This is a genomic window from Nocardioides zeicaulis (assembly GCF_042432345.1).
Taxonomy (GTDB): Bacteria; Actinomycetota; Actinomycetes; order Propionibacteriales; family Nocardioidaceae; genus Nocardioides; species Nocardioides zeicaulis.
This window is the reverse complement of record NZ_JBHLXH010000002.1, coordinates 188,030-201,719: the sequence shown is the minus strand read 5'-3', so window position 1 is coordinate 201,719 and position 13,690 is coordinate 188,030. Positions and strand designations below refer to the sequence as shown.

The following is a 13,690-nucleotide window of genomic DNA, read 5'->3' as shown; positions in this document are numbered from 1 at the left end:
ACCCGGTGGCGGGGCAGGAGGCACGTCCCGGGCCGGCGAGGGGAGGCGGAGCAGTAGGACCCGCTGGGCACACTGGAGACATGCCCCCCGAGCCGAAGACCTGCCAGTCCTGCGGGCGCACGATCGAGTGGCGCAAGAAGTGGGAACGTGACTGGGACCAGGTCCGCTACTGCTCCACGGCCTGCCGCAAGCGCGGCGTCAACGACGTCGACCGCAGGCTGGAGGCCGCGATCACCGACCTGCTCGCGAAGCGCGCCGCGTCCTCGACGATCTGCCCGTCCGACGCCGCGCGGGCCGTCGGTGGCGACGACGAGGAGACGTGGCGGGCCCTGATGGAGCCGGCGCGACGCGCAGCGCGGCGCATGGTCGCGCGCGGCGAGGTGGAGGTGACCCAGGGCGGGCGTGTGGTCGACCCGTCCACGGCGAAGGGCGCGATCCGGATCCGCCGGGCCCGCTGAGCCCGAGGGCCCGCAGCCCACGACACGCGGGACCCGGACTGCCGGGCCCTCCGGCGCAGGTGAGAAACTCAGCGCTCCGCGCCGGCCCGAGGGCGTACCGCGGGGTCGGGTCGGACTGCAGAGGGACTGAGGAACGCGTGAGCGAGATCGCCGGTGAGCTGGCGCGCGTCAAGGGCGCCTTCGCCCAGCCGACGCTGACCCTGCTCCACCAGCGGCAGGCGCCCGTCGTCATCACGATCTTCCGGGCGGCCTTCGGCCGCAACAACCGCCCGATCCCGACCGCCCGGCTGCACACGCAGGTCGAGGAGCACCTCGCGGGCGTCCGCGAGGCGGGCGAGACCGACCTGCCGACCGGCAGCGGTCGCGACATCTGTCAGCGGTGGATGCGCGGTCAGTGGCTGGTGCGCTCCCTCGACGAGCAGGGGCAGGAGGTCTACACGCTGACCTCCCACGCCCAGCAGGCGCTCGAGCTGGTCAAGAACCTGAGCCGCGACCGCGCCACGCTCAGCGAGCACCGCATCACCACCATCCTCGGCACCGTGCGGCGCTTCAACTCCGAGGCCAACCCCGACCGCGGCTCGCGCGTCGGCATCCTCAACGAGGAGATCGCCCGCCTGCGGGCCGAGCGCGACCGCCTCGTCGACGGCGAGGAGATGGTCGGCGCCACCGAGGACTACATGCACGAGGGCTTCACCGAGCTGCTCTCGCTCGTCTCGGCCCTGCCCAGCGACTTCGCCCGCGTGGAGGAACGCTTCGCCGCGATCCGGGGCGAGATCCTCGCGGCGTTCCGCGCCGAGGACCGTCCCGCCGGCGAGATCGTCGACGACTACCTCGCGCGCGCCGACGCGCTCATGACCGCGACCCACGAGGGCCGGGCCTTCGAGGGCGCGTTCGCGCTGCTGCGCGACGACGCGCTGGTCACCCAGCTGCGGGAGGACCTGACCGCGCTGCTCGAGCACCCGCTCGCCGACCGGCTGCTCAGCGACGCCGACCGCGCCGAGCTCCGCGGCACCGTCTCGCTCGTGCGCGAGGGCCTCGACCGGGTGCTGTCGCAGCGCTCGCGCGTCACCGCGACGCTGAAGGAGTACATCGTCTCCCACGACGCGGTCCGCGACCGCGAGCTCGAGCAGACCCTGCGCCAGGTGGAGTCGGAGCTGATGACGTGGATCGCCACCACCGGTCCGCGGGCCACCCACGACGTCGCGCTCCTGCCGGCCCGTGCGTCCGTGGAGCACCTGCGCGAGCGGTTCCACGACCCGGCCGACGACGTGCTGCCCGAGCCGATCACCGTCGCCGACCCCGCCGACGCGCCGGCCGTGTCGCTGGAGGAGCTCGTCGCCCACGGCGGCCCCCAGCTCGGCACGCTCCGCGAGCGGCTGCGCGAGGGCCGCACCCGCGGTGACGCCCGCACCCTGGGCGAGCTGTTCGACCGGCTCGAGCCCTCGCTGCGCCGGCCGGTGGAGATCTTCGGGCTGCTCCACCTCGCGGCCGGGCTCGCCGCCCCCGGTCCCGGTGAGCCCGAGACCTACGCCGCGGTGCGCCACGACGGCAGTCGCCGCACCTTCACCGTCCCGCGGGTCGCGCTCCCGGCTCCCGACGCCGAGCCCGACACCCGGCCCGACACCCGGCCCGCCCCCGACCAGCAGGAGGCCCGCGCATGAGCGTGGACACCGACCTCGACGCCCACCAGCGTCCCGACGACCTGGATCGCCTCGGCGTCGAGGCCGGCGACGTCGACGCGGACGACGCCGGCTCCGACGACGCGGGCGACCTCGCTTCGGTCTCCCTCTGGGAGGGCGACGAGGGCGGCCTCGCCCACGAGCAGCGGCACGCGCTCGTCACGCTGCTCAAGCAGCGCTTCATCAGCGCCCGCACCCACCCGCGCGACTGGAAGGTGCTCGTCGAGCACGAGCGCGTCCTGCGGGGACGCCTCAACGACCTCTTCCTCGAGCTCCAGGTCGACCGTGCCCGCGAGGTGGCGTGGAAGCGCCAGGCCACCAGCGAGACTGGCAGCAAGCTCCCAACCCTGCTCTACGACGCGGCGTGGTCGCGGGAGGAGACGCTGGTGCTGGTGCACCTGCGCGACCGGCTGCGCGCCGGGCACGCCGGCGGCGAGACCCGCGTCTTCGTCGACCGCGACGACGTCGTCGACCACGTGGAGAGCTTCCGCCCCGCGCACGCCACCGACGAGTCGGGCGACGAGAAGCGCGCCCGCAACGCGGTGACCAGCATCGTCAAGGCGGGACTCCTGATCGGCGCGCCCGGCGACGACCGGTTCGAGATCAGCGAGGCGGTCGAGCCGCTGCTGCCCCTCGAGCTGCTGCAGGAGCTCCTCGACGCCCTGCGCCGGGCCAACGGCACCGCGCCCGCGGAGCCGGAGGAGGACGACCTGTTCGCCAGCGCGGACGCCGGTCGCGACGACGCGGGGGAGCGGGCATGAGCATCGACGAGGACCAGCGCCCCGAGGTGGGCGACGGGCGCGACGGCCTGTTCTCCGAGGACACCGTCGTGACGCCCGCCGACGACACCATGCAGTGGCGCGCGGGTCTCCTGCAGCTGGTCAACTGGGGCGGCTTCGGCGGCCTGACCACCGTGCCGCTGGGCGGCGACGCGACGATGATCTCCGGCGCCTCCGGCGTCGGCAAGAGCACGATCCTCGACGCCTACACCGCGCTGATGATGCCGTCGGACACCAAGTTCAACGGCGCCTCCAACGACGCCGTCGCGGGACGCGCGCGCAGCCTGGGCCAGCGCAACCTGCTGTCCTACCTGCGCGGCGCGGTGGACGTCGTCGACGACCCCCGCACCGGCCGCCCCGTCGAGAAGCTGCTGCGCGGCCGCGGCAGCGACACCTGGGGCGCGGTCGCGATGACCTTCGACAACGACCGCGGCGGCCAGTTCACCGTGCTGCGCACCTACTACGTCCCTCGCCGCGCCACCCGCTCCGGCGACGTGCAGATGCAGCTGGTCACCCACGACGGGCCGCTGGCGCTGGAGACGCTCGAGGTCGCGGTGGCCGACCGGTTCCACGCCACCACGCTGAAGAAGCTGTTCCCCGGCGTGCGGGTCCACCGGACGTACGCCGAGTTCGCCGCGGTCCTGCACGCCCGCCTCGGCATCGGCGCCAACGGCGACGGCGCCAAGGCGCTGCGGCTGCTGGCCCGGATCCAGTCGGGCAACCAGGTGCGCAGCGTCGACGAGCTCTACAAGGACATGGTCCTGGAGAGGCCGGCGACCTACGCCGCCGCCGACCGGGCCATCGAGCACTTCGACGACCTCGACGCCGCGCACGCCGCGATGCGCACCGAGGAGCAGAAGCTCGAGCTGCTCGCGCCCATCGCCGACATCCACGACCGCAAGGTGCGGGCCGCGAGGAGGCTGGCCGAGCTCGACTCGTTCGGCGTGACCCGCAGCGGCGACACGCCCCTGCGCACCTGGCTGCTGCGCACCCACCTGCGCCTGATCGGCGACGCCGTCACCACCAACCGGGCCGACCGTGCGGCCACGGCCGACGCGCTCGCCTCCGCGGTCGCGACCGAGCGCGCGCTGCTCGGCGACCTCGAAGCCGCGAAGGAGGCGCACCGCGCCGCCGGCGGGTCGTCGCTGCAGGCGCTCGCGCTCGCGGTGGAGCAGGAGCAGGGCCTGCGGGCCGACCGCGAGGGTCGGCGCGCGGTGCTGCGCGACCGCATGCTGCCGATCGTCGACGTCTCCGACGCGCAGGCGCCCGACGTCGACTCCGCCCTGATGTCGGCGGAGTCCTTCGCCGTGCTCCAGCTGCACGCGCGCCAGTGGCTCGCCGGCCGCGACCGCGAGCAGGAGCGGCTCGTCCGCGAGCGCGACGGCGCCCGTGACCGTCGCTACCCGCTCAGCCAGCGCAAGGCCGAGCTGAGGCGGGAGCGCGAGTCACTGGAGCAGCGCGCCGGACGCGTCGGGTCGCGGATGCACGAGCTGCGCGCCGAGGTGGCGCGGGTGAGCGGCATCGCCGAGGAGGACCTGCCGTTCGTGGCCGAGCTCGTCGACGTGGCGCCCGAGGAGTCCCGCTGGCGCACCGCCGTCGAGACCGTGCTCGGCGCCAGCGCCCGGACGATGCTCGTCCCGCTCGACGAGCTCGCCCACTTCTCCCGCGCCATCGACGGCCTGCGGCTGCGCGGGCGGCTGGTGTTCGAGGGCGTCGAGCTCGACCTGCCCGACCTCGTGCCCGACGACCCCGAGCGGGTCGCCGGCAAGCTGGTCTTCCGCGACAGCCCGTTCTCGGGATGGGTGCAGGCGCACGTGGGCGAGGCGTCGCGCAACGCGCTGTGCGTCGAGGACGCCCGCGACCTCGACGGCCCCGGCTTCCGGGTCACCCTCGCCGGCCAGACCCGCAACGGCCGTCGCGGCGCCCACGGACGCGGCGACACCCGCAACATCATCGGCTTCTCCAACGAGGACGCCGTCGGCGAGGTCGACGCCGAGCTCGACCGGATCGAGGCCGAGCTGCTGGCCATCGACGCCGAGGTCACCGCGCTCGACCGGCGTGCCGCCGTGCTGGAGCACCAGCGTGCGGCCTACGACGCCGTGGCGTCCGCGCGCTTCGACGACATCGACGTCGACGCCAGCGACCGCCGGATCGCCGAGCTCCACGCCCGGCGCGAGGAGATCCTCGGCTCCGACGACCAGCTGCAGGTGCTGCAGCGACAGATCGAGGAGCTCGGCGAGAGGCTCGAGGCCACCCGGCGCACCCGCTTCGAGCTCGAGCAGCGCCAGCGCGGTCTCAACGAGGTGCACGGGCGTCTGGTCGACGACGAGGACCTGGTCACCGACCGGCTCGCGGCGGCCGGGGTCGCGGAGCTGACCGACGAGCAGGAGGCCGCCCTCGCCTCCGACTTCCGCGCCGCGGCGGCGCCGGCGGATCCCGAGGACCTCGACCGGTTCACCGAGTCGTCGCACCGGCTGGCCGAGCGGCTGCGCGAGGCCGTCGGCGACGCCGAGTCGGAGCTGCGCCGCGCCGACGAGGAGCTCACGACGGTCTTCCGGGCCTACAAGATGCAGTGGGAGTCGCCCAACCTCGGGGCGACCGCCGACTCCTACGCCGACTTCGCCCGCATCCTGGAGGAGGTCCGCGGCACCGGCCTCGCGGGGCGGCGCGCCGAGTGGCGCCGCCGGCTCACCGACTGGAGCGGCCAGGACCTGGTGCCGCTGCTGGGGGCGATGTCGGCCTCGGTCGAGGAGATCGAGGACCGGCTCGAGCCGATCAACGCGATCCTGCGACGCCTGGAGTTCGGCGGCGCGGGCGACCGGCTGCGGATCCGGCTGCGCCGGCTCACGCCCGCGCACGTCCAGGTCTTCCTCAAGGACCTGCGTACCCTGACGCAGCGCACGCCGGCCGACCTCGACGAGGCCGCCCTCGAGCAGCGGTTCATCGACCTCAGCCGGTTCATGGCGCAGCTGCGCCGCCCGGCCCAGGTCGGCGAGGGCGTCGTCACGACGAGCGAGCGCGACCGCCTGCTCGACGTGCGCCGCCACGTCGAGGTGAGCGCCGAGCGCTACGACGCGCTCAGCGGCGAGCTCCGCGCGACCTACCGCACCCTGGGGGAGAAGAGCGGCGGCGAGAGCCAGGAGCTGGTGGCGTTCATCGTCGGCTCGGCGCTGCGCTTCCGGCTCGGCGACGAGATGCGCTCGCGTCCCCGCTTCGCGCCGGTGTTCCTCGACGAGGGCTTCGTCAAGGCCGACTCGGAGTTCGCCGGTCGCGCGGTGCAGGCGTGGAAGGGGCTGGGCTTCCAGCTCGTCATCGGCGTCCCGCTCGACAAGGTCACCGGCCTCGAGCCCCACATGGACGAGCTGCTCGCCATCACCAAGGACAGCCGGACCCACCAGTCGTGGATCACGCCGATCACGGGGGACCGGACGCCGGCGTAGGGACGGCGCTCACTCCTCGAACAGCCGGTCCTCGGCCTCGGCCGAGGTCACCTCGAGACGCAGCGCCAGCACCTTCTCGGGCGACAGCCCGACGCGCGAGAGCACCGCCTGGACCTGGGGCAGCACCCACGGGTAGGACTCCACCGCGACCCGGCCGGCCTCGGTGGCGACCCGGACCCACACCACCGGGTTCCCGTCGCCGTCGGGCAGCCAGTGCACCTCGGTGACGCCCGCCGGTGCGAGCGAGGCGCGCAGCGGCAGCATCGCGGCGTCGGCCGCCCGTCGCACCTGCTCCTCGCCCACGCCGTCAGCGTAGACCGGCGCCGGAGCCACGGGGACGGGCGCGGGGACGGGGATGGGGGCGGGGATGGCGGGTACCGGCCTCCGTGAACCCCTTCCGATCCCGTCCCAGGTCGACCGCCCGCCCGGACGCAGCAACGGTGTCCACCCCGGCTCCGGTGGTGGCTGCTCCGCTCGTGACGACACCACCGACGCGCGAGCAGACGATCGGCCACGGAGTGGCGTGGTCGGCCCGCTGGAGCCTGCGCCTGCTGGCCGTCGCGCTGGGTGCGGTGCTCCTCGGCTACGTGGTCAAGTACGCGTGGGTGGTCATCTTCCCCGTGCTGATGGCGATCATCGTCTGCACCGTGCTCGCGCCCCTCACCCGGCTCCTGCACGAGACCGTGCGCCTGCCGCGCGCGCTGGCCGCGGCGGTGACCGTCCTCGGCGCCATCATGCTCGTGGTGGCGGCCGGCTTCACCGTCGCTCCGTCCGTGGCGGCGCAGAGCGGCGACATCGTCCAGAGCGCCACCGACGGCCTCCAGCGGGTGCAGGACTGGGTGCAGGAGTCGGACTTCGTGTCCAAGGAGCAGGTCGACTCCGGCCTGCAGGGGCTGCAGGAGCGGCTGTCGGGCTCCGCGGGGAGCATCGCCACAGGCGTCCTGACCGGCGTGTCGGCCGTCACCAACGGCGTGGTCAACCTCGTGCTGATCCTGATCCTGACGTTCCTCTTCCTCAAGGACGGCGTCCGCTTCCTGCCGTGGCTGGCCCGCCTGGCCGGACCGTCGGCAGGCGGCCACCTGCAGGCGGTCGGCCAGCGCGCCTGGGACACCCTCGGCGGGTTCATCCGCACCCAGGCCCTGGTGTCGCTGATCGACGCCGTCCTCATCGGCGGCGGCCTGCTCCTCATCGGGGTGCCGCTCGCGTTGCCGCTGGCGGTCCTGACCTTCGCGGCCGGGTTCGTCCCGATCGTCGGTGCGTTCGTCGCCGGTTTCCTGGCCGTGCTCGTCGCGCTGGTGTCGAACGGCCTGTCAGGAGCGCTGCTGGTGCTGGCGCTCATCGTGGTGGTGCAGCAGCTCGAGGGCAACGTGCTCTCACCGTTCCTGCAGTCGAAGTCCATGGACCTCCACGCTGCCGTCGTGCTGCTGGCCGTGACCCTCGGCGGCACCCTCTTCGGGATCACTGGTGCGTTCTTCGCCGTCCCGGTGACGGCCGTGCTCGCCGTCGTGCTGCGCTACCTGGACGAGGTGGTGGACCGGCGCACCGGACCTGACGAGGGCGCCATCGCCGCAGCCTCGACGACGTAGTCGCCGCGGGGTGCGGATCGGGGTGGCTCGGCTGGGTACGGGCGGGTCGTGAGCCTGTTGTGGATCCCTGCCGTGCTGGTCGTCATCATGGCCCTGCCCCTGCTGATGGCGCGGCTCGAGCGCCGCCGCCCGCGCGACGTGCCGCGCCCTCGCCCCGCTCGGGTGACACGGGAACGCTGATCCCCGACGCGCGCGACGGGTGCAGGATGGCTCCGTGCCCGCCACCGTCTTCCGCAACGCCTCCCTCTTCGACGGCTTCCGCCACCGCGGCCGGGTCGGCGACGTGCTCGTCCGCGACGGCCGCGTCGCGGCGGTGGGCGGTGACCTCGCCGTGCCGGGCGTCGACGTCGAGGACGTCGACGGCGGGCTGCTGCTGCCCGGCTTCACCGACGCGCACGTCCACCCCGTCCAGGGCGGGCTGGAGCGCCTCGGGTGCGACCTGAGCGACCTGCCTGCGGACGCCGACGCCTACGTGGCGCACGTCCGGGCCTGGGCGGCCGCCTCCGAGGCGGAGTGGGTGCGCGGCGGCGGCTGGGCGATGGCGGCCTTCCCGGGCGGCCTGCCGACGGCCGCGGCGCTCGACGAGGCGGTCGGCGCACGCCCGGTCGCCCTGGCCAACCGCGACCACCACGGCCTGTGGGTGAGCTCCCGCGCGCTCGCGCTCGCCGGGATCACGGCGCAGACCCCCGACCCGCCCGACGGGCGGATCGAGCGCGACGCCACCGGTGCGCCCACCGGGGTGCTCCACGAGGGTGCGATGCGGCTGCTCGACCCCGTGCTGCCGGTCGCGGGAGACGACGAGGTGCATGCCGCGCTGCTGGAGGGCCAGCGGTACCTGCTCTCCCTGGGCGTCACGTCGTGGCAGGACGCCATCGTCGGGTCCTACTCCGGCATGCAGGACTGCGGTCCGGCCTACGCTCGCGCCGCCGCGTCGGGCGACCTGGTGGCCACCGTCGTGGGGGCACTGTGGTGGGACCGCGACCGCGGCGCCGAGCAGGTCGCCGAGCTGGTCGCCAAGCGCGCCGAGTGGTCGCGTGGCCGGTTCCGGGCGACCTCGGTGAAGGTGATGCAGGACGGGGTCGCCGAGAACGGCACGGCCGCCCTCGTCGAGCCGTACCTCGACCGGTGCGGCCACGCGACCTCCAACGCCGGCATCTCCTTCGTCGACCCGCTCGCGCTGCGCGGCCACGTGGCCGAGCTCGACCGCCTCGGCTTCCAGGTGCACGTGCACGGCCTCGGCGACCGCGGCGTGCGCGAGGCCCTCGACGCGTTCGAGGGCACCGACCCCCGCCGCCGTCACCACATCGCCCACCTCCAGCTGGTGCACCCCGACGACGTGCCCCGGTTCGCCGTCCTCGGCGTCGCCGCCAACGTCCAGGCGCTGTGGGCCTGCCACGACGAGCAGATGACCGAGCTCACGATCCCGTTCCTCGGGGCGGAGCGGGCGGCGAGGCAGTACCCGTTCGCCGACCTCCACGCGGCCGGGGCGCGTCTCGTGGCGGGGAGCGACTGGCCGGTCAGCACCCCCGACCCGCTGGCCGCGCTGCACACCGCGGTGCACCGCACGGCGTACGACGACCCCGGCCGCGCCGGCAGCCACCCGTTCCTGCCCGGCCAGGCGCTCCCGGTCGGGGCGGCCTTCGCCGCCTACACCAGCGGCTCGGCCTGGGCCAACCACCGCGACGACGCCGGCCGGGTGGCGCCCGGCGCGGTCGCCGATCTGGTCGTGCTCGACCGCGACCCGTTCGACGAGCCGGACCGGATCGGCGCGGCACGCGTGCGGTCGACGTGGGTCGACGGGACCTGCGTGCACCGCGCCTGAACCCCCGACGGCACAGCGGATCCACAGCGATTTGGCCATTCCCGCCCGAGCGGCGCCGCGACCCCATACGGTGGGTGGACAGGCCCAGGGAAGGGCTTGTGCGACGCACGCCGCGCGACCCCCGACGACGCGGCACTGGACGGATCCGAGGTAATGATGGCAGTGGTGCTGGTCGTGGACGACGACGATGACATCCGCGACATCATCTCCTTCCGGGTGCGACGCGACGGTCACGAGGTGACCAGCATCGGCCACCCGTCGAAGGCGCTCGAGGTGGCGGCGACGCAGTCGTTCGACCTCGCGATCCTCGACTGGAGCATGCCGGTGATGAACGGCGGCGAGCTGTGCGAGCGGCTGCACGCCCTGCCCCACCTCGACGGCCTCCCGGTCCTCATCGTCACCGCCTACGCCGACATGGACACCCGCCAGAGCGCCGAGCGCTCGGGGGCGTCGTCCTACCTGACGAAGCCGTTCTCCCTGCACGACCTGGCCGGCTGCGTGGGCGCTCTGCTCCCGGTCGTCGAGCGCGCCTCCTGACCCGGTGCCGACGCGCGACTCGACCAGCGACGCCGGAAGCCGTCCGCCCGGCCTCGGACGTGGGCGCACGGCAGACCTGGCCGCGGCGGTCCTGGTCACCGGAGCGGTGCTCGGGTACGTCGTGAACGGCCGGACCTGGGTGGACGAGGTCTGCTACTACGGCGTCCTCGTCGGGGCGGCGTTGTCCGCGTGGGTGGCAGCCGTCACCGCCGCCCGGAGCGAGCGGCGCGTCCCCGTCCTCCTCGCCCTGGGCCTGTCCCTGAGCGCGTCGGGTGACGTCGTGTGGGGGGTCCTCGACGCGACAGGCGTGGGCACCGACGTGTCCCTCGCCGACCCGTTGTGGGCGATGAGCTACGTCGTGCTGTGCACGGCGATGTGGTCGGCGTTGTCCCGGGGCCGCCCCGGACGAGGTGCTGACGTCGGCTTCGTGGTCGACGCGCTGACCGTGGTCGCGGTCAGCGTGCTGGCGTTCTGGCACTTCAGCGTCGTGGCGATCGTCGCCGACCGGACCGTCCCGGCGGTGGCACGTGGAGTCTGGGCGTTCTACCCGGTGGCCGACGCGGTGCTCCTCGCGCTCATGGTCCGGGTCCTGCTCGTCCCGGCAGCCCGCTCGCTCCTGGGAGGGACCTTCGCGCTCGGCGTCGTGCTGTGGTTGGTCGCGGACGTGATGTGGGTCCAGAGGCCGACGGGGCACGTAGAGGTGGTCATGGACGCCGCCTGGATGGTCGCCCCGGTCCTGATGGCGCGTGCGGCCTGGCGCTGCCGGTCGGTGCCGCCGGCGGACGACGCGGTGGGGCCGAGCTCGGTGACCGCGTCGCTGGCCATCGCGGTGGTGCCCCTCCTGGTCCCGCCAGCGCTCGAGGTCGTGGCCGACCTCCGGGGCGAGCCCGACCGTCCGGTGCTGATGCTGGCCGGGTCGTGCGTGCTGGTGGTGCTCGCGCTCGTCCGCACCTCCCGGCTCATCCGGTCCGAACGTGCGGCTCGCGCCGAGCTCGAGGAGGCTCGCGACGCGGCGCTCGAGGCGTCCCGGGCGAAGTCGATGTTCGTCGCGACGATGAGCCACGAGATCCGCACGCCGTTGACCACGATGCTTGCGACGACGGAGATGCTGGAGGACGCCAGCCTGTCACCCGAGGAACAGGCCCTCGTCCGCCGGATGCGTCGCGCCGGGGGCCTGCTCCACGTGCTGGTCGAGGACGTCCTGGACTTCTCCCGTATCGAGTCCGGGCACCTCAGGCTCGACGCGACCGGTTTCGACGTGCACGAGCTCGTGGACCACGTGGTGGAGACCTACGAGCTGCGGTCCGCCACCGCCGGCATCGCGTTCACGGCCACGGTCGGGGCGGACGTCCCGCGGTTCGTCGTCGGCGACCCCCACCGGGTCCACCAGGTCGTCGGGAACCTGCTCGACAACGCCTTCAAGTTCACCGACGACGGCGCGGTGTGCCTGGAGGTCCGGCGCGCGGGCGCGGAGCCATCCGCTGGCGAGCGCATCATGCTCGAGCTCGTCGTGCGCGACACCGGCATCGGCATCGCCCCGGATCGCATCGAGCGCGTCCTCGAGGCGTTCGAGCAGGCCGACGGGTCCAGCACCCGTCGGCACGGAGGCGTCGGTCTCGGTCTGGCCATCTGCCGCGAGCTCGTCGAGCTGATGGCGGCTCGCTCTCGGTCCGCAGCGCACCGGGTGTGGGCAGCGAGTTCGTCGCGACGGTGTCCCTGGCGACCACCGGGGAGGGGGAGGCCACGCACATGCCTCGATCTCTCACCTCACGGGCCACCTGACCGACCGACAACCACTTCCGTGCCGGCCGCGTCCCACTGGGGATCGCACCCGTCACGACGACCCTCCGGGACGTCCCGCGCCCCTGAAGGTCTCGCATGCCCTCGCGCCCCCTCGTCGTCCGGGCGAGCCTCGCCCTGCTCGCCCTGCTCGCCCCGCTCGTCCTGCTCGCCACCCCGCACCCGGCCGGCGCGAGCGACGGCCCCAGCATCGGTGCTGACGTCCAGGACCTGCCGTCGTCGTCGGTGCGCGTGGTCCCGCACCAGCGGGTGCGGCTCGACGCGCTGCCGCAGCTGGTGCAGCCCGGTCGCACGGTCGCCGACGCCGACCTCGCGGCCCACGCGTTCGTCGCGACGGCCCGCCCGGCCAGCCCCGGGCGGCGCGTGCAGCTCCAGGCGCTGGTCGACGGTGCGTGGACGGTGCTGGCGACGAGGCGCCAGGACGGGCGCGGCCGGGTCGAGCTCACGGCCGCCGCCCCCGCCGGCGGCCCGCCGGCGACGTACCGGGCGCGCGTGATGGCCACCCGCGGCCTGCGTGCGTTCAACGGCCTCCCGGTCAGCACCGCGCGCTGGGACCGCCCGACCTGGGGCGACGAGTTCTCCGGGACCTCGCTCGGTCCGGACTGGAACCACCGCGGCGAGGAGCTGGTCACCGACAGCCGGCGATCGTGCTCGAAGGGCGACCCGAGGGCGGTCGGCGTGGGCGGGGGAGTGGTCCGCCTCAGCGTCCTCGCGGACCCCGACGCGACCTCGCGCTGCCGGATCCGCGGACGCGACGCGGTGCGCGGCTCGTACGCCTACCGGCTCAACGGGCACGTCGGCACCCAGGGCCGGTTCTCCTTCCGCTACGGCTTCGCCGCCGCCCGGGTGCGGTTCCAGCGGCTGCGCGGGCAGCACGGGGCGTTCTGGCTGCAGCCGGCCGGTGGCATGTACCCGGGGGCGCCGGGCAGCGAGATCGACGTCGTGGAGTACTTCGGCGACCACCACCCGCAGGGCGGGCTGGCGACCTTCATGCACCGCTACGACGGCCTGCGCAGGGTCAGCACGGGCGGCTGGGTCCGCGACCCGGCCTCCTACCTCCACGGGCGGGGCGACGGCTGGTCGAGGGGCTTCCACGTGTTCTCCGTCGAGTGGACCCCGCGCCGCGTGGTCTTCCGGATCGACGGACGCGAGACCGGTCGGGTGCGCGGTCGCGTCTCCGCGGAGCGCCAGTTCCCGATCCTCAGCCTGATCGCCGCCGACTACGAGATCCCGAAGATCCGCGAGGAGCGCCTGCCCCAGCACATGGACGTCGACTGGGTGCGGGTGTGGGAGACCGGACCGGAGCCCGCCCTCAGCCCCGCCCGGAGAGTCCCTTGAGCAGGTCGATCTCGCGGCGGAGCCGGTAGGGCAGCGGCGCTCCCGCCTCGGCGAGCGCACCGGCGTAGGCCTCCAGCGCCCGGAGCAGGCCCTGCCGCAGGGTCAGCTGGTCGGCGGCGCGTGCGTTGTCGCGCCCTCGGTCGAGACGGCGCCGAGCCTCCTGCAGGTCGCCGAGGAGGGAGGCGAGGTGGTCGTGACCGTCCGCGCCCCGAGGGGTTCGTGCTCCATGCATGGGGGATCCGGCCCGTCCG

At 74.3% G+C, this 13,690-nt stretch carries 11 protein-coding genes and 1 pseudogene; 10 read left to right on the top strand and 2 right to left on the bottom strand.

All coding sequences use genetic code 11. The features are described 5' to 3' along the window. The first annotated feature begins 80 nt into the window (after positions 1-80). The 4 genes from ACFFJG_RS15460 to ACFFJG_RS15445 all read left to right on the top strand — a co-directional run bounded on the left by ACFFJG_RS15460 (position 81) and on the right by ACFFJG_RS15445 (position 6,356). Entirely contained in the window at positions 81-458 is a 378-nt protein-coding gene (locus ACFFJG_RS15460) for a DUF3253 domain-containing protein (RefSeq protein WP_378519680.1), read from the top strand. Positions 459-595: 137 nt separating this feature from the next. Continuing rightward, entirely contained in the window at positions 596-2,119 is a 1,524-nt protein-coding gene (locus ACFFJG_RS15455; protein WP_378519679.1) for a DUF3375 domain-containing protein, read from the top strand. Next, entirely contained in the window at positions 2,116-2,898 is a 783-nt protein-coding gene (locus ACFFJG_RS15450) for a DUF4194 domain-containing protein (protein ID WP_378519678.1), read from the top strand. The genes ACFFJG_RS15455 and ACFFJG_RS15450 overlap by 4 nt, the downstream gene beginning before the upstream one ends. Beyond that, a complete protein-coding gene (locus ACFFJG_RS15445) occupies positions 2,895-6,356 on the top strand; it encodes an ATP-binding protein (RefSeq protein ID WP_378519677.1) in 3,462 nt (1,153 codons plus the stop codon). The genes ACFFJG_RS15450 and ACFFJG_RS15445 overlap by 4 nt, the downstream gene beginning before the upstream one ends. Positions 6,357-6,365: 9 nt before the next feature. Here the strand turns inward: ACFFJG_RS15445 and ACFFJG_RS15440 are convergent, their stop codons facing one another. Beyond that, positions 6,366-6,659, bottom strand: coding sequence for a hypothetical protein (locus ACFFJG_RS15440; RefSeq protein ID WP_378519676.1), 294 nt, complete (start codon positions 6,657-6,659; stop codon positions 6,366-6,368). A gap of 158 nt (positions 6,660-6,817) precedes the next feature. On the opposite strand from ACFFJG_RS15440, the gene ACFFJG_RS15435 reads away from it, so the two are divergent. The 6 genes and pseudogenes from ACFFJG_RS15435 to ACFFJG_RS15410 all read left to right on the top strand — a co-directional run bounded on the left by ACFFJG_RS15435 (position 6,818) and on the right by ACFFJG_RS15410 (position 13,439). Beyond that, entirely contained in the window at positions 6,818-7,942 is a 1,125-nt protein-coding gene (locus ACFFJG_RS15435) for an AI-2E family transporter (RefSeq protein ID WP_378519675.1), read from the top strand. 48 nt (positions 7,943-7,990) lie between these two features. Continuing rightward, positions 7,991-8,122: a hypothetical protein gene (locus tag ACFFJG_RS15430; protein ID WP_378519674.1), complete on the top strand. Its 132-nt coding sequence runs from the start codon at positions 7,991-7,993 to the stop codon at positions 8,120-8,122. A gap of 34 nt (positions 8,123-8,156) precedes the next feature. Beyond that, the gene (locus tag ACFFJG_RS15425) at positions 8,157-9,764 is read left to right on the top strand and encodes an amidohydrolase (protein WP_378519673.1); all 1,608 of its coding nucleotides are present in this window, start codon (positions 8,157-8,159) and stop codon (positions 9,762-9,764) included. Between the two features lie 174 nt (positions 9,765-9,938). Then, complete coding sequence (locus ACFFJG_RS15420) at positions 9,939-10,301, top strand: response regulator (protein ID WP_378519672.1); 363 nt, start codon at positions 9,939-9,941, stop codon at positions 10,299-10,301. A gap of 346 nt (positions 10,302-10,647) precedes the next feature. Next, a pseudogene (locus tag ACFFJG_RS15415) lies at positions 10,648-11,901 on the top strand (sensor histidine kinase); the annotation flags it as partial. 278 nt (positions 11,902-12,179) lie between these two features. Continuing rightward, positions 12,180-13,439: a glycoside hydrolase family 16 protein gene (locus ACFFJG_RS15410; RefSeq protein ID WP_378519671.1), complete on the top strand. Its 1,260-nt coding sequence runs from the start codon at positions 12,180-12,182 to the stop codon at positions 13,437-13,439. Here ACFFJG_RS15410 and ACFFJG_RS15405 read toward each other — a convergent pair. Then, positions 13,414-13,671: a hypothetical protein gene (locus tag ACFFJG_RS15405; RefSeq protein ID WP_378519670.1), complete on the bottom strand. Its 258-nt coding sequence runs from the start codon at positions 13,669-13,671 to the stop codon at positions 13,414-13,416. The genes ACFFJG_RS15410 and ACFFJG_RS15405 overlap by 26 nt on opposite strands. Between the last annotated feature and the right edge of the window lie 19 nt (positions 13,672-13,690).